10 protein-coding genes are annotated in these 16,242 nt (G+C 64.1%); 9 read left to right on the top strand and 1 reads right to left on the bottom strand.

Going from position 1 to position 16,242, the window contains the following annotated elements:
• Positions 1-255: 255 nt before the first annotated feature.
• A complete protein-coding gene (locus ACKLLE_RS10220) occupies positions 256-2,685 on the bottom strand; it encodes a penicillin-binding protein 1A (RefSeq protein ID WP_420057873.1) in 2,430 nt (809 codons plus the stop codon).
• A gap of 202 nt (positions 2,686-2,887) precedes the next feature.
• On the opposite strand from ACKLLE_RS10220, the gene pilM reads away from it, so the two are divergent.
• The 9 genes from pilM to ACKLLE_RS10265 all read left to right on the top strand — a co-directional run bounded on the left by pilM (position 2,888) and on the right by ACKLLE_RS10265 (position 16,203).
• The gene (pilM, locus tag ACKLLE_RS10225) at positions 2,888-3,793 is read left to right on the top strand and encodes a type IV pilus biogenesis protein PilM (protein ID WP_420057832.1); all 906 of its coding nucleotides are present in this window, start codon (positions 2,888-2,890) and stop codon (positions 3,791-3,793) included.
• Complete coding sequence (locus ACKLLE_RS10230) at positions 3,793-4,329, top strand: PilN domain-containing protein (protein WP_420057833.1); 537 nt, start codon at positions 3,793-3,795, stop codon at positions 4,327-4,329. Before pilM ends, ACKLLE_RS10230 begins: the two co-directional genes overlap by 1 nt.
• Entirely contained in the window at positions 4,326-5,192 is an 867-nt protein-coding gene (gene pilO / locus ACKLLE_RS10235) for a type 4a pilus biogenesis protein PilO (RefSeq protein WP_420057834.1), read from the top strand. The genes ACKLLE_RS10230 and pilO overlap by 4 nt, the downstream gene beginning before the upstream one ends.
• A gap of 39 nt (positions 5,193-5,231) precedes the next feature.
• The gene (locus tag ACKLLE_RS10240; RefSeq protein ID WP_420057835.1) at positions 5,232-6,482 is read left to right on the top strand and encodes a type IV pilus secretin PilQ; all 1,251 of its coding nucleotides are present in this window, start codon (positions 5,232-5,234) and stop codon (positions 6,480-6,482) included.
• Between the two features lie 4 nt (positions 6,483-6,486).
• Entirely contained in the window at positions 6,487-7,005 is a 519-nt protein-coding gene (aroK, locus tag ACKLLE_RS10245) for a shikimate kinase AroK (RefSeq protein WP_009396827.1), read from the top strand.
• A 100-nt stretch (positions 7,006-7,105) separates the two neighbouring features.
• Positions 7,106-8,203, top strand: a complete 1,098-nt coding sequence (gene aroB, locus ACKLLE_RS10250; protein ID WP_064301182.1) for a 3-dehydroquinate synthase — start codon at positions 7,106-7,108, stop codon at positions 8,201-8,203.
• A gap of 16 nt (positions 8,204-8,219) precedes the next feature.
• Positions 8,220-9,857 (top strand): SPOR domain-containing protein, encoded by a 1,638-nt coding sequence (locus tag ACKLLE_RS10255; protein WP_064301183.1) that lies wholly within the window; start codon positions 8,220-8,222, stop codon positions 9,855-9,857.
• A 373-nt stretch (positions 9,858-10,230) separates the two neighbouring features.
• Positions 10,231-14,676, top strand: coding sequence for a glutamate synthase large subunit (gene gltB, locus ACKLLE_RS10260; protein ID WP_279899069.1), 4,446 nt, complete (start codon positions 10,231-10,233; stop codon positions 14,674-14,676).
• A 108-nt stretch (positions 14,677-14,784) separates the two neighbouring features.
• On the top strand, positions 14,785-16,203 hold the full coding sequence (locus ACKLLE_RS10265) for an FAD-dependent oxidoreductase (RefSeq protein WP_064301185.1): 1,419 nt from the start codon (positions 14,785-14,787) through the stop codon (positions 16,201-16,203).
• The last annotated feature ends 39 nt before the right edge of the window (positions 16,204-16,242 follow it).

Consider the following 16,242-nt stretch of genomic DNA (forward strand, 5'->3'; position numbering starts at 1 on the left):
TCTTTGATTTGCAGGGACCTTGTGGGAGCGGGTTCACCCGCGATTGCAGTAGTGAATTCACCATAGCAATCGCGGGTGAACCCGCTCCCACAGGGTACGCGTCGTGCTTTGGAACTGTTCTAAGCGCGACAGCGCAGCCTGAAAGGCTGGGCGGACTCCCACAGGGTTAGCGGTGCATGCGGTCCCTGTGGGAGCTGGCTTGTCGGACCGCCGCACCGCAGCGATGAGGCCAGCAAAGCCAATACAGACTCAGGATCAGAACAGATCCATCGGTGCCGCCTCGTCCGCCGGCAGCGGGCTGCCCGGTGCGGTGCCGTTGCCCATTTCGTTCACCGAGGGTGGCGTATCCTCGGCCTTGAACAGCTCGAAGTAGGCGTTCGGCGTGCTCGGCGTCGCCGCCCGGCCGCTGACCGGGTCGATGCGCAGGCTGAGGATGCCTTCCGGCTCCGGCAATTGATGCTCCGGCATGCCCTTCAATGCGGGCCCCATGAAGTTCATCCAGATCGGCAACGCCACGGTGCCGCCATATTCACGACGACCCAGGGTCTCCGGTTGGTCGAAGCCGGTCCATACCGTGGTCACGTAGTCCGCGTTGTAGCCGGAGAACCAGGCATCCTTGGATTCGTTGGTGGTGCCGGTCTTGCCGGCCAGGTCGTTGCGGCCCAGGGCCAGGGCGCGGCGGCCGGTGCCGCGCTTGATCACGTCTTCCAGCATGCTGGTGAGGATGTAGCTGGTCCGGCCGTCGATGATCCGCTCGGCGAGCACCGGGGCCTGCGGCTGCGTCGCAGGGGCCTGCTGGCCGTCAGTGATGATCGGCTGTGCCTGTGGCGCAGCGATACCGTCCTGGTCGTCGTGGCCGGCTGGGGTGCGCGCCGGATTGGCGGTGAACAGCGTCTCGCCGTTGCGGCTTTCGATGCGTTCGATCAGGTACGGATTGATCTTGTAGCCGCCGTTGGCAAAGGCGCTCCAGCCGGTGGCGATCTCCATCGGAGTCAGGGTTGCGGTACCCAGTGCCAGGGACAGGTTGCGCGGCAGGTCCTGCTTGTTGAAGCCGAATTTCGCGATGTAGTCGATGGTACTGTCCACGCCCATGCTCTGCAGCAGGCGGATCGACACCAGGTTGCGCGATTTGTACAGCGCCTCGCGCATGCGGATCGGGCCGAGGAAGGTATTGGTGTCGTTCTTCGGTCGCCAGACCTTGTCCAGGTACTCGTCGACGAACACGATCGGTGCATCGTTGACCAGGCTGGCGGCGGTGTAGCCGTTATCCAGGGCAGCGCTGTAGACGAACGGCTTGAAGCTCGAACCTGGCTGGCGCTTGGCCTGGGTGGCACGGTTGTAGTTGCTCTGCTCGAAGGAGAAACCGCCGACCAGGGCGCGGATCGCGCCGGTATTCGGGTCGAGGGTTACCAGCGCGCTCTGCGCTCCCGGTACCTGGCTGAAGGCCAGGCTGCCATCATCCTTGCGCCGGACGCGGATCAGGTCGCCGACCTGGGCCACGTCGCTGGCTTGCTGCGGTGCGCGACCCTGGCTGTTGGTATTGAGGAACGGTCGGGCCCACTTCATGGTGTCCCAGGCCACGCTGGCCTCATCGCCGTTGCGGGTCAGCACGCGCAGGCCGCTCTTGTCGACCTGGGTAACGATGGCCGGCTCCAGGCCGCCCATCGGGCGCTGCTTGGCCAGCTCCAGCAGCCAGGCGGCGCGGGTCTTGCCCGGCAGGCGCGATTCGGGGCCGCGATAACCGTGACGCTGGTCGTAGTCGGTCAGGCCGTCGAGCACCGCCTTGTTGGCGATTTCCTGCAGGTTGCTCGGAACCGTCGTAGTAACGCGGAAGCCTTCGGTGTAGGCGTCGCTGCCGTAGCGCCCGACCATCTCGGCGCGGGCCATTTCGGCGATGTACGGCGCGTTCACTTCCGGCGTCGGCACGTGGTAGCTGGCGTTCAGCGGCTCGGCGAGTGCGGCCTGGTAGCTCGCCTCGTCGATCTTGCCCAGCTTGTACATGCGCCCGAGGATCCAGTCGCGACGCTCCTTGGCCCGCGCCGGGTTGGCCAGCGGGTTGAAGCGCGACGGCGCCTTGGGCAGGCCGGCGATCATGGCCATCTGCGCCAGGCTGATATCGCGGATCGACTTGCCGTAGTACACCTGCGCCGCTGCCTCGATGCCGTAGGCGCGGTTACCCAGGTAGATCTTGTTGACGTACAGCTCGAGGATCTCGTCCTTGGTCAGTTCGCGTTCGATCTGCAAGGCGAGGAGGATCTCGTTGGTCTTGCGCGAGAAGCTGCGCTCGCTGGTCAGGAAGAAGTTCTTCGCCACCTGCATGGTGATGGTGCTGCCGCCGGTCTGGATATGCCCGGACTTGAGCAGTTGCGTGGCGGCACGCATCAGGCTGCTGGGGTCGACACCATAGTGATTGAGGAAATTGTCGTCCTCGGCTGACAGCAATGCCTGAATGAAGTGTGGGGGAATATCCGCAAAACGGATTGGAGACCGCCGCATTTCGCCGAACTCGGCGATCAGCTTGCCGTCACTGCTGTACACCCTCAGCGGTATCTGCAACTGGATGCTTCGCAGTGCCTCGACCGACGGCAGGCTGGGACTAAGATACAGAAACGCGCCGCTCAGACCGAGGACGGCTGCGCAAATGACTGCGACGAAAGACCACCAGAAGAACTTCAGCAGGCGTATCAAGGCGTTGGGGTGTCCAGTTGGGGTTTTGGATTGAGCGCAGGGCCCGGCGGGCCGGAAAACGCTGCGCATTATAAGCAATTTTCACTTCCACGCGGGATTTGCACCGGGTGTCTAGGTGGGGCTGTCGCCTCCCTCGCCAGGACGGCGACTTGCTGCCTTTTATCAGGACGAAGCTTCAACCACGAACGGGGAAAACAGGATGTTTGGACGCACAGGGCGGGATGCCGGTTCACTGCTGGGAGTAGAAATCGCCTCCGGTACGGTCAGGTTGCTGCAACTGGAGCGGCGTCCGTCAGGGCTGGCCTTGCGGGGATGGGCGATCGAACCCTTGCCACCGGGCGCACTGGCCGATGGGCGGGTGGTGGATCATGAGGTGGTTGCCGAGGCGCTTGCGCGGGCACGGGCGCGCAGCGGTGCGAGCACCCGCGAAGCCGCACTGGCGGTGCCGTCTGCGGCGGTCATCCAGCACGCGGTGGCGATGCCGCCAGGGCTGGACGACGATGAAATCGACGAGCGGTTGCGCGACGAGGCCGAGCAGTTCATTCCCTTTGCTGTGGAGGAGGCGGCGCTGGACTATCGGGTCGTTCCCGGCACGCCGGGCATGCTCAACGTGGCGTTCACGGCCTGTCGTCAGGAGTGGCTGGACAGCCTGCAGCGGGTTATGGGGCTGGCCGGGTTGCATGCGCGGATCGTCGATATCGACAGCCACGCCTGGCAGCGGGTGCTGGCTCGACAGGCCTTGGTGTCGTCCGCAGTGGTGCTGCTGGAGCCGGAGGGCTGGGGTTTCCATGGCTTCGGCGCGGATGGCGGGCTGTCGTTCAGCGAGCGCCAGATGCCCCTGGAACCGCGGCTCGACATGCTGGTGGAATTCGTCGACCAGTGCCTGTTGCGAGAACCCGGCGCCATGCCGGATCGGCTGTGGCTGGCCGGTGCCCATGCGGATCGCGACGGGCTCGCCGGGCAGTTGCAGCGACGCCTGGGCATTGCCACGCGGGTTTTCGATCCCTTGGCAGGGCTGTTGCTGCCAGGGAGCGACGACGGATTGCAGCAGGCCGCGCCCTTGCTTGGCGTTGCCACAGGCCTGGCCTTGAGGAGCTGCAACTGATGGCCGGGGTCAACCTCCTGCCATGGCGCGAATGGCGGCGCCGGCAAGCGATCCGGCGATGGCAAGGGATGTTGCTCGGTAGCCTGGTGGTGGGCGCTCTGCTATCGATAGCGGGTGTCGCAGTGCTGGACCAGCGTCTGGAGCGTCAGGCAGGGGCCAATGCGCGGCTGGATGAACGCATCGCCGGGCTTGCCGAAAAGCTGGAGCAGGTCACGCTGCTGGGTGAGCGGATCGCTGCACTGCAGGCGCAATCGGACGAATTACAGGGGCTGCAGCAGCGACAGGGCACTGGCGGCGACCTGCTTTTTCACCTCATGCATATCGTTCCGGCGGGAGCCAGGCTGAACGAACTGCATATGGCCGACGGTGAGCTGGGTCTCTCCGGCCTGGCGCGCGGTGGTGCCGAGGTAGCGCAGTTGCTGCGCAACCTGCGCCAGTCGCCGGGCCTGGGGGCACCGGATCTACAGGAACTGGCGTCTTCGCCGGCGGGTGAGCGCTTCCGTGTGTCGGTCAGCCTCCAGCGGCCGGCGCCATGAATCTCGCGTTGATCGACGACCTGCTGGACTGGCGCCTGCTGCTGCGCTGGCCGTGGTGGGCGAAGGGCGCGCTTCTGGCTGCATGCCTGTCGCTGCTGCCGGGGCTGGTCCTTGGTTTCCACGGTCGTGGAGTGCTCGATTCCATCGCCCGGGCGCAGGAGCGGCACGACCAGCTGCAGCAGCAATGGCAGGTGCGTTCGGCGCAGGTGGATACCCATGCGGAACAACGGGCACAGCTTGCACGACTGGAAGATGACCTGCTGCGCAGGCAGCGCGAGCTGTTCGATGACGATGGCCTGGCGAGCCTGTTGCAGAGCCTTGGCCAATTGGGCGCAGGGTTGTCTTTCGAGCAGGTCACGGTGCTGGAGCCCGAGCAGCAGCCGAACCATGTCGAACTGCCGCTGTTGGTGCGTGTGTCCGGGGATTACCGGGCCCTGAAGCGCTTTCTCGCCGGGTTGGGCGGCTTGGGTCAACTGGTGACCTTGCACGAGTTGCAACTGACGGCGGCAGATCAGGGGACTCCCGGTTTACTGCGTCTTGCCCTGCGGCTCCAGGCCTACCGCGCCCTCCAGGCGAGTGCGACGCTGCCGTCGGTGGCACCGGCTACCCCCTCGCCGCACGACCCGTTCGAGCCCTTCGCCACCGCTGCTGGCGAGCCGCCCCTGGACCAGGCCCGCATGGTCGGTTATCTGCGCGACCCGCAAGGGCCGGCAGCGCTCATCGGTGTGGGGGCCGTTGTGCACCTGTTGCGTCAAGGCGACCGTTTCGGGGCAGGCCGGATCCTGGCGGTAGAGGAGGGGCATGTGGAGATACAAGACACGGCGACAGGGATCGGGCGAATCCTCAGGCTCGTCAAAAGCTGAGACCAGGCCTTATGGATGAATGGATACGTAGAGGTATGGATGAACAGGATGTTCAGATCATGGATGTTGTACCTGCTGCTGTTGTCACCGGTGAGCGTTGCCGCACCCGACAAGCCGTTGTCGCTGAACTTCCAGGATGTCGAGGTCCGGGCCGTGTTGCAGGTACTGGCCGACTTCGTCGGGGTCAATCTGGTGGTCAGCGACGAGGTACGCGGCAATATCACCCTGCGGTTGCACGAAGTGCCTTGGGAGCAGGCGCTGGATACGGTGCTGCAGAGCAAGGGCCTGGGCCGGCGCCTGGACGGAAACGTGCTGCTGGTGGCTCCGCTCGGCGAGCTGGAGAACGCCGGGCGTCCGGTCTACGGTCCGAGGGAGCAGGCCTTCTTGCCGGTCAGCCATGCCCAGGCTGCGGACATTGTCACGTTGCTGCAGCCTTTGCTGGAGGCCGGTCCGGAGGAAGAGCCCTGGGGGGCGATCAGCGTCGACGAGCGCACCAACAGCCTGATCACCAGCCAGCAACCTCAGCGCCTCGACACCTTGCGCCGCCTGGTCGGGCAGTTGGATGTACCGGTGCGTCAGGTGCTGATCGAGGCGCGTATCGTCGAGGCCAACGTGGATTACGAGCGAGGCCTGGGCGTGCGCTGGGGTGGTTCAAAGGGCGGTCGCCTCGCTCCGGAAATCGGCGAGGAGGATTCGCCAACCTTCGTCGACCTGGGTATCGAGCGCGCCGCCGCAGGTATAGGATTCGGCCTGATCGGAGACAGTGGTCTGCTGGACCTGGAGCTCAGTGCCATGGAAAAGTCCGGCAACGGCGAGATCATCTCCCAGCCCAAGGTCCTCACTGCCGACAAGGAAACCGCGCGGATCCTCAAGGGTTCGGAGGTTCCTTACCAGGAGTCGGGTGCCAACGGCACCACCTCCATCACTTTCCGCGAGGCGTCCCTTTCGCTGGAAGTCACCCCCAGGATCATGCCTGGCGGCGAAGTGAGCATGCAGGTCAAGGTAACCAAGGACGAACCGGACTACCTGAATCTCCAGGGCAGCGTGCCGCCGATTCGCAAGAACGAGGTCAATGCCCGGGTGCGCGTCGGCGACGGTCAGACCATCGTGATCGGTGGGGTTTACTCCACCAGCAAAAGTAATGTGGTGGATAAGGTGCCATTTTTCGGCGATGTGCCGTATGTTGGGCGGCTGTTTCGTCGCTCTACCGTCCAAGAAAGAAAATCCGAGCTGTTGGTCTTCCTGACTCCGCGTATCATGAATGACCAGGCGATTGCTGTGAGTCATTGATTCTGTGCGAAATTTGATACTTGTTGGGCCGATGGGTGCTGGCAAAAGCACCATCGGCCGCCTGCTTGCCAAAGAGCTGCGCCTGCCTTTCAAGGATTCCGATAAGGAAATTGAATTGCGCACGGGCGCCAATATCCCGTGGATCTTCGATAAAGAGGGTGAACCGGGCTTTCGTGATCGCGAGCAGGCCATGATCGCCGAACTCTGCGCCGCCGACGGCTTGGTCCTGGCTACCGGTGGCGGTGCGGTGATGCGCGATGCCAACCGCAAGGCGCTGCATGATGGCGGCCGGGTCATCTACCTGCATGCCTCGGTCGAACAGCAGGTGGGGCGCACCGCGCGCGACCGCAATCGCCCGTTGCTGCGCACTGCCAATCCCGAGGAAACCCTGCGCAACCTGCTGGCGTTGCGCGATCCGCTTTACCGGGAAATCGCCGACCTGGTGGTTGAAACCGACGAACGGCCACCGCGCATGGTGGTCCTGGATATTCTCGAACGCTTGCAGAAGTTGCCGCCCCGCTGACGCATGACTATCCTCGGCGACCAGTCATGCCCTGACAGGGTACTTTGTTATCACGCGGACCGGGTTTTCGGGGCCGCGTCTTCGTTCTTCGTGGGGATACATGCAGACACTTAAGGTCGACCTGGGCGAACGCAGCTACCCGATCTACATCGGTGAAGGGCTGCTGGAACAACCTGAACTGCTGGCGCCGCACATTGCCGGCCGGCAGGTCGCCATCGTTTCCAACGAGACCGTCGCGCCCCTGTACCTGGAGCGCCTCAGCCAGACCCTCGGTGCCTACAAGGTACTGCCCGTGGTGCTGCCGGACGGCGAGTCCTACAAGAACTGGGAAACACTGCAACTGATCTTCGACGCGCTGCTCGGCGCACGACATGATCGCCGCACCACGGTCATCGCCCTCGGTGGTGGTGTCATCGGCGACATGGCCGGCTTTGCGGCAGCCTGCTACCAGCGTGGCGTGGACTTCATCCAGGTGCCGACCACCCTGCTGTCCCAGGTCGACTCCTCGGTAGGCGGAAAGACCGGCATCAACCACCCGCTGGGCAAGAACATGGTCGGTGCCTTCTACCAGCCCAACGCCGTGCTGATCGATACTGCCAGCCTGCGCACCCTGCCGCCGCGGGAGCTGTCCGCAGGCCTCGCCGAAGTGATCAAGTACGGCCTGATCTGCGACGAGCCGTTCCTCGGCTGGCTGGAAGACAACGTCGAGGCCCTGCGCAACCTCGATGGCGTGGCCCTGACCGAGGCCATCCGCCGCTCCTGCGCGGCCAAGGCCGCAGTGGTAGGCGCCGACGAACGTGAATCCGGGGTGCGCGCCACCCTGAACCTCGGCCATACCTTCGGCCACGCCATCGAAACCCAGATGGGCTATGGTGTCTGGCTTCATGGCGAGGCGGTGGCGGCGGGGACGGTCATGGCCCTGGAGATGTCTATGCGCCTGGGCTGGATCAGCCAGGCGGACCGCGATCGTGGTATTCGCCTGATGCAGCGCGCCGGGTTGCCGGTCGTGCCGCCCGCGGACATGACGCCTGCACAGTTCATGCAGCACATGTCCGTGGACAAGAAAGTACTTGATGGTCGTCTGCGCCTGGTCCTGCTGCGCAAGCTGGGCGAGGCGGTGGTCACCGACGACTACCCGCAAGAGATTCTTCAGGCCACCCTGGCGGCGGACTACCCCGCCATCGTGGCCCAGCTTTGAGGTCGATGAGAGCCAGATGACTAGTTTGCATGCCGATGAGGCCTTCCTCGGCCACTACCAGCTGAACCACGATCCCTTCGCCGCGCGCGTCCCGGGTTTCAAGTTCTTCCCCGCCCAGCGCAAGCCGGTCCTGGGCCAACTGCATCACCTGGCCCGCTACAGCCAGCTGCTGCTGGTGGTGACCGGCCCGCACGGCAGTGGCAAGACCCTGCTGCGCCAGGCGCTCGTCGCCAGCACCAACAAGCAGTCGGTGCAAAGCGTCGTGGTCTCCGCCCGCGGCGCCAGCGATGCCGCCAGTGTGCTGGCCCAGGTGGCGCAGTCGCTCAACGTGGCAACGGCCGAAGTCCCGGCGATCCTTTCCCAGGTGGTGCAGCTCGGCCTGACCGGCCAGGAAGTCTACTTGCTGGTGGACGATGCGGAACAACTTGGCGAATCGGCGCTCCAAGCGTTGCTGGAATTGGCGGCGGGCACCGCCGAAGGTCGTCCCCACGTATTCCTGTTCGGTGAACCCTCGCTGATCACCAGCCTGGATGCGCTGGAAATCGAAGACGAACGCTTCCATGTCATCGAGTTGCAGCCCTACAGCGAAGACGAGACCCGGGAATACCTGGAGCAGCGTCTGGAAGGTGCAGGGCGTGGCATCGAGGTGTTCACTGCCGAGCAGATCGCCGATATCCAGCAAAATTCCGAAGGCTGGCCCGGGAACATCAACCAGGTTGCCCGCGACACCTTGATCGAAGCCATGATCGCCAGCCGCTCGACGGCGAAGCGACCATCAGTGGGGTTCTCTATGCCGAAGAAACATGTGCTGGCGTTGTCCGCCGTGGTAATCGTTGCCGTCGGCGCCGCCGTGCTGATGCCGAAGAAGGGCGACCAGCCGAAGACCGCCGCACCCGCCGAGCAGGCGCAACTGCCGCTGGGCCAGGGCCAGCCGGGCAATGCACAATCGAACAATGGCGGTCCGGCGATCGAGTTCGCCGGTTCGTCGCAGCCGATGCCACTGCCGCTGGTGGGTCAGTCGCAGCCGGTCATGCGCGGCCCGCTGGCGGAAGCTGCCGGCATGAATGAAGGCGAGGAAGGCGGCCCGGCCGGCAATACCGCCTTGCAGCCGCCAACCGTGACCACCACCGCGCCGCCCGAAGGCGCTGTCGCCGGCCCGGCGCCGACGCCTGCCCAGCCTATCCAGCCGTCGCAGACGCTGGCGTCCGCACAGCCGGTTGCCCCGGCTCACCAGCCAGCCGCTCCGGCAGCCAGCAAACCGGTTGCACCTGCGTCGAAGCCGGCTGAAGTCGCCGTGGCCAAGCCTGCCGCGCCTGCAGTCAAACCAGCGGAGAAACCGGCTGCCAAACCGGCCGCCGGTGGCGCTGGCAGTGGCTGGTACGCCTCCCAGGCGCCGGGCAATTATGTGGTGCAGATCCTCGGTACCAGTTCGGAAGCCACCGCCCAGGCATACGTCAAGGCCCAGGGTGGCGACTATCGCTACTTCAAGAAAAACCTGCAGGGCAAGCCGCTCTACGTCGTGACCTACGGCAGCTTCTCCAGTCGCGATGCGGCACTGAATGCCATCAAGTCCTTGCCAGCCAAGGTCCAGGCTGGTAAACCTTGGCCTCGCACCGTCGCAAGCGTCCAGCAAGAGCTCGCTGCGACTCGCTAGTAAACAGCCGATCCAGGTGGCAACCTACCCCCGCCACCTGAAGATCAACCTCTGAATTTCCAGACAGCCTGCTGTGCATGTGCACGGCAGGCTTTTCTGTCCCAGACTGCCGGCCACAAGCCCGTCTTGCAGTCCAGGCTGAAACGCTTCAGAGTGGAGCCAAGTCGTTACCACGGCAATCGCTTAAAAACATTCAAAAATGCGACATGGATTTTCGATGATTCGTCATCAAATTTGTGGGATTCACTGTCGCCGTGCAACAATGGCACCCGTATTGCCCCCCGCAAAGCTGGCGTTCGTTCGGCGTGGATGGTAAGTGGTTGAATTAAAAAGATTTGCCTTTGTGAGAGGCGAACCTGGTGAGAAAGTGTCTATGAAAACAGGTCTGTACCATCCCGAAGAATTCAAGGACAACTGTGGATTCGGTCTGATCGCCCATATGACGGGCGAACCCAGCCACCACCTTTTGCAAACGGCTATCGAAGCCCTGACCTGCATGACCCACCGCGGTGGGATCAACGCCGATGGCAAGACCGGTGACGGTTGCGGCCTGCTGATGCAGAAGCCCGACCAGTTCCTGCGCGCCGTCGCCCAGGAAACCTTCGGCACCGAACTGCCCAAGCAGTACGCCGTAGGCATGGTGTTCTTCAACCAGGACGCCGCCAAGGCCGAAGCCGCCCGCGAAAACATGAATCGCGAAATCCTCGCTGCCGGCCTGCAACTGGTCGGCTGGCGCCAGGTGCCGATCGACACCAGCGTTCTCGGCCGCCTGGCCCTGGAGCGCCTGCCGCAGATCGAGCAGGTGTTCATCGGCGGTGAAGGCCTGAGCGACCAGGAATTCGCCATCAAGCTGTTCAGCGCTCGTCGTCGCTCCTCGGTAGCCAACGCCGAAGACACCGACCACTACATCTGCAGCTTTTCGCACAAGACCATCATCTATAAAGGCCTGATGATGCCGGCGGACCTCGCCGCCTTCTATCCGGACCTCGGTGACGAGCGCCTGCAGACCGCGATCTGCGTATTCCACCAGCGCTTCTCCACCAACACCCTGCCGAAATGGCCGCTGGCGCAGCCGTTCCGCTTCCTCGCCCACAACGGCGAAATCAACACCATCACCGGTAACCGCAACTGGGCCCAGGCCCGTCGCACCAAGTTCGAGAACGAACTGATCCCGGACCTGGAAGAGCTCGGCCCGCTGGTCAACCGCGTAGGTTCCGACTCGTCCTCGATGGACAACATGCTCGAACTCATGGTCACCGGCGGCATCGACCTGTTCCGCGGCGTGCGCATGATCATTCCGCCAGCGTGGCAGAACGTCGAGACCATGGACGCCGACCTGCGCGCCTTCTACGAGTACAACTCCATGCACATGGAGCCGTGGGACGGCCCGGCGGGCGTGGTGATGACCGAAGGCCGCCACGCGGTCTGCCTGCTCGACCGCAACGGCCTGCGCCCGGCGCGCTGGGTGACCACCCGCAATGGCTACATCACCCTGGCCTCGGAAATCGGCGTGTGGAACTACAAGCCGGAAGACGTGATCGCCAAGGGCCGTGTCGGTCCTGGCCAGATCTTCGCCGTGGACACCGAGACCGGCCAGATCCTCGATACCAATGCCATCGACGATCGCCTCAAGTCGCGCCATCCGTACAAGCGCTGGCTGCGCCAGAATGCCCTGCGCATCCAGGCCGACCTCAGCGACGACCAGGGCGTGGCCAGCTACGACGCCGACCAGCTCAAGCAATACATGAAGATGTTCCAGGTCACCTTCGAGGAGCGTGACCAGGTGCTGCGTCCGCTTGGCGAGCAGGGCCAGGAAGCGGTCGGCTCGATGGGCGATGACACGCCGATGGCGATCCTCTCGCAGCGCGTGCGTTCGACCTACGACTACTTCCGCCAGCAGTTCGCCCAGGTGACCAACCCACCGATCGACCCGCTGCGCGAAGCCATCGTGATGTCGCTGGAGATCTGCCTCGGTGCCGAGCGCAACATCTTCCAGGAGTCCCCTGAGCACGCCTCCCGCGTGATCCTCAGCTCGCCGGTGATTTCCCCGGCCAAGTGGCGCTCGCTGATGAACCTCGACCGCCCTGGCTTCGAGCGTCACATCATCGACCTCAACTACGAGGAAAGCCTGGGCCTGGAAGCTGCCGTACGCAGCATCGCCGACCAGGCCGAGGAAGCCGTGCGCTCGGGCAAGACCCAACTGGTGCTGACCGACCGTCACATCGCGCCGGGCAAGCTGCCGGTCCACGCTTCCCTGGCAGTCGGCGCCGTGCACCATCGCCTGACCGAAAAAGGCCTGCGCTGCGACAGCAACATCCTGGTGGAAACCGCCACCGCCCGCGACCCGCATCACTTCGCCGTGCTGATCGGCTTCGGTGCTTCCGCGGTCTACCCGTACCTCTCCTACGAAGTGCTGGCCGACCTGATCCGCACCGGCGAAGTGCTCGGTGACCTGGACGAAGTCTTCAAGTACTACCGCAAGGGTATCTCCAAGGGCCTGCTGAAGATCCTGTCGAAGATGGGCATCTCCACCATCGCTTCCTACCGTGGCGCGCAGCTCTTCGAAGCCGTCGGCCTGTCGGAAGAAGTGGTCGGCCTGAGCTTCCGTGGCGTGGCCAGCCGCCTGAAGGGCGCGCGCTTCGTCGATATCGAGAACGAGCAGAAGCTGCTCGCTGCCGAAGCCTGGAGCGCGCGCAAGCCGATCCAGCAGGGCGGCCTGCTGAAGTTCGTCCACGGTGGCGAGTACCATGCCTACAACCCTGACGTGGTCAACACCCTGCAAGCTGCCGTGCAGCAGGGCGACTACGCCAAGTTCAAGGAATACACCGCGCTGGTGGACAACCGTCCGGTGTCGATGATCCGCGACCTGCTCAAGGTCAAGACCGCCGACCAGGCCCTGGATCTCAGCGAGGTCGAGCCGCTGGAAGCCATCCTGCAGCGCTTCGACTCCGCCGGTATCTCGCTGGGCGCACTGTCGCCGGAAGCCCACGAAGCCCTGGCCGAGGCGATGAACCGCCTGGGTGCGCGCTCCAACTCCGGTGAAGGCGGCGAAGACCCGTCGCGCTACGGCACCATCCGCAGCTCGAAGATCAAGCAGGTCGCTACCGGTCGTTTCGGTGTCACCCCCGAGTACCTGGTGAACGCCGAAGTGCTGCAGATCAAGGTCGCCCAGGGCGCCAAGCCGGGCGAAGGCGGCCAGCTGCCAGGCGGCAAGGTCAACGGCCTGATCGCCAAGCTGCGCTACGCAGTGCCGGGCGTGACGCTGATCTCGCCACCGCCGCACCACGACATCTACTCGATCGAAGACCTCTCGCAGCTGATCTTCGACCTCAAGCAGGTCAACCCGCAGGCGCTGGTTTCGGTCAAGCTGGTGGCGGAAGCCGGTGTCGGTACCATTGCCGCCGGTGTCGCCAAGGCCTATGCCGACCTCATCACCATCTCCGGTTATGACGGCGGCACCGGTGCTTCGCCGCTGACCTCGATCAAGTACGCCGGCGCCCCGTGGGAACTGGGCCTGGCCGAGACCCACCAGACCCTGCGCGGCAACGACCTGCGCGGCAAGGTCCGGGTACAGACCGACGGCGGCCTGAAGACCGGCCTCGATGTAATCAAGGCCGCCATCCTCGGCGCCGAGAGCTTCGGCTTCGGCACCGCGCCGATGATCGCCCTGGGCTGCAAGTACCTGCGTATCTGCCACCTGAACAACTGCGCCACCGGCGTAGCCACCCAGAACGACAAGCTGCGCAAGGATCACTACATCGGTACCGTCGATATGGTGGTGAACTTCTTCACCTACATCGCCGAAGAAACCCGTGAATGGCTGGCCAGGCTGGGCGTGCGCAGCCTCGGCGAGCTGATCGGGCGGACCGACCTGCTGGAAATGCTCCCGGGTGAAACCGAGAAGCAGAAACACCTCGACCTCAGCCCGCTGCTGGGCAGCGCCCACGTGCCGGCGGACAAGCCGCAGTTCTGCGAGGTCGACCGCAACCCGCCATTCGACAAGGGCGTGCTGGCCGAGAAGATGGTGCAGATGGCGCTCCCGGCCATCCGTGACCTGAGCGGCGGCGAATTCGAACTGGATATCTGCAACTGCGACCGTTCCATCGGCGCGCGGGTCTCCGGCGAGATCGCCCGTCTGCACGGCAACCAGGGCATGGCCAAGGCGCCGATCACCTTCCGCTTCAAGGGCACCGCAGGCCAGAGCTTCGGCGTCTGGAACGCCGGCGGCCTGAACATGCACCTGGAAGGCGATGCCAACGACTACGTCGGCAAGGGCATGACCGGTGGCAAGCTGACCATCGTACCGCCAGCCGGCAGCCCGTTCGCCACCCAGGACAGCGCCATCGTCGGTAACACTTGCCTCTACGGCGCCACCGGCGGCAAGCTGTTCGCCGCCGGTACCGCGGGCGAGCGTTTCGCGGTGCGCAACTCCGGTGCCCACGCCATCGTCGAAGGCACTGGCGATCACTGCTGCGAATATATGACCGGTGGTTTTGTCTGCGTCCTGGGCAAGACCGGCTACAACTTCGGCTCCGGCATGACGGGCGGCTTCGCCTACGTGCTGGACATGGACAACAGCTTCGTCGACAAGCTGAACCATGAACTGGTGGAAATCCAGCGGATCACCGGCGAGGCGATGGAGGCTTACCGCAGCCATCTGCACCGCGTGCTGACCGAGTACGTCGAGGAAACCGGTAGTGCATGGGGCCGCGAGCTCTGGGAAAACCTGGACGACTACGTGCGTCGCTTCTGGCTGGTCAAGCCGAAGGCGGCGAACCTGAAGAACCTGCTCTCCAGCACCCGGGCCAACCCGCAATAACGCAGTTGCAAGCGGCGACCTCGCCCAGTGCGAGGCTCGCCGGCTAAACGTGATCGTCTGGCAGCTTGCAGCTTGAAGCTAGCAACTGCGGTAAAGAGGTTTTGAAAAATGGCTGAACGTCTGAGTAATGACTTCCAGTTCATCGAAGTCGGGCGCAAGGATCCGAAGAAGAAGCTGCTGCGCCAGCGCAAGAAAGAGTTCGTGGAGATCTACGAGCCCTTCAAACCCCAGCAATCGGCCGAGCAGGCCCACCGCTGCCTGGGTTGCGGCAACCCGTATTGCGAATGGAAGTGCCCGGTCCACAACTTCATCCCCAACTGGCTGAAGCTGGTCTCCGAAGGCAACATCCTCGCGGCGGCCGAGCTGTCGCACCAGACCAACACCCTGCCGGAAGTCTGCGGCCGCGTGTGCCCGCAGGACCGCCTCTGCGAAGGCGCCTGCACCCTGAACGACGGATTCGGCGCAGTGACCATCGGTTCGGTCGAGAAGTACATCACCGACACCGCTTTCGCCATGGGCTGGCGCCCCGACATGTCCAAGGTCAAGCCGACCGGCAAGCGCGTCGCCATCATCGGTGCTGGCCCTGCCGGCCTTGGCTGTGCCGACATCCTGGTGCGTGGCGGCGTGACCCCGGTGGTGTTCGACAGGAACCCGGAAATCGGCGGCCTGCTGACCTTCGGCATCCCCGAGTTCAAGCTGGAAAAGACCGTGCTGAGCAATCGTCGCGAAGTCTTCAGCGGCATGGGCATCGAGTTCCGCCTCAACACCGAGGTGGGCAAGGATGTGACCATGGAACAGTTGCTCGAAGAGTTCGATGCGGTGTTCATGGGCATGGGCACCTACACCTACATGAAGGGCGGCTTCCCTGGTGAAGACCTGCCTGGCGTGCATGACGCCCTGGACTTCCTGGTCGCCAACGTCAATCGCAACCTGGGCTTCGAGAAGTCGCCGGAAGACTTCATCGACATGAAGGGCAAGAAGGTCGTGGTTCTTGGTGGTGGCGATACCGCTATGGACTGCAACCGGACTTCGATCCGCCAGGGCGCCAAGGCCGTGACTTGCGCCTACCGCCGTGACGAGGCGAACATGCCCGGCTCGCGCAAAGAGGTGAAGAACGCCAAGGAAGAGGGGGTGAAGTTCCTCTACAACCGCCAGCCGATCGCCATCATCGGCGAAGACAAGGTCGAAGGCGTGAAGGTGGTCGAGACCCGTCTCGGCGAGCCGGACGCCCGTGGCCGTCGCAGCCCCGAGCCGATCCCGGGCTCCGAGGAGATCATCCCGGCCGATGCCGTGGTCATCGCCTTCGGTTTCCGTCCGAGCCCGGCGCCGTGGTTCGAGCAGTTCGATATCCGCACCGACAGCCAGGGTCGCGTGGTTGCTCCGGAAAAAGGCCAGTTCAAGCACCAGACCAGCAACCCGAAGATCTTCGCCGGTGGCGACATGGTCCGTGGTTCCGACCTGGTGGTGACGGCGATCTTCGAAGGCCGCAATGCGGCGGAAGGGATCCTGGATTACCTGGGCGTCTGAAAAATCTATTGACCCAAGGCATCCTGATAGACAAAAGGC

This window comes from Pseudomonas bharatica (genome assembly GCF_048586865.1).
Taxonomy (GTDB): domain Bacteria; phylum Pseudomonadota; class Gammaproteobacteria; order Pseudomonadales; family Pseudomonadaceae; genus Aquipseudomonas; species Aquipseudomonas bharatica.

Bases quoted from the DNA above. Each gene is read 5' to 3' on its own strand.
- ACKLLE_RS10265 (WP_064301185.1), top strand. From the start codon at position 14,785: ATGGCTGAACGTCTGAGTAATGACTTCCAGTTCATCGAAGTCGGGCGC.
- pilM (WP_420057832.1), top strand. From the start codon at position 2,888: ATGTTTGGACGCACAGGGCGGGATGCCGGTTCACTGCTGGGAGTAGAA.
- aroB (WP_064301182.1), top strand. From the start codon at position 7,106: ATGCAGACACTTAAGGTCGACCTGGGCGAACGCAGCTACCCGATCTAC.
- ACKLLE_RS10255 (WP_064301183.1), top strand. From the start codon at position 8,220: ATGACTAGTTTGCATGCCGATGAGGCCTTCCTCGGCCACTACCAGCTG.
- ACKLLE_RS10240 (WP_420057835.1), top strand. From the start codon at position 5,232: ATGAACAGGATGTTCAGATCATGGATGTTGTACCTGCTGCTGTTGTCA.
- pilO (WP_420057834.1), top strand. From the start codon at position 4,326: ATGAATCTCGCGTTGATCGACGACCTGCTGGACTGGCGCCTGCTGCTG.
- ACKLLE_RS10230 (WP_420057833.1), top strand. From the start codon at position 3,793: ATGGCCGGGGTCAACCTCCTGCCATGGCGCGAATGGCGGCGCCGGCAA.
- gltB (WP_279899069.1), top strand. From the start codon at position 10,231: ATGAAAACAGGTCTGTACCATCCCGAAGAATTCAAGGACAACTGTGGA.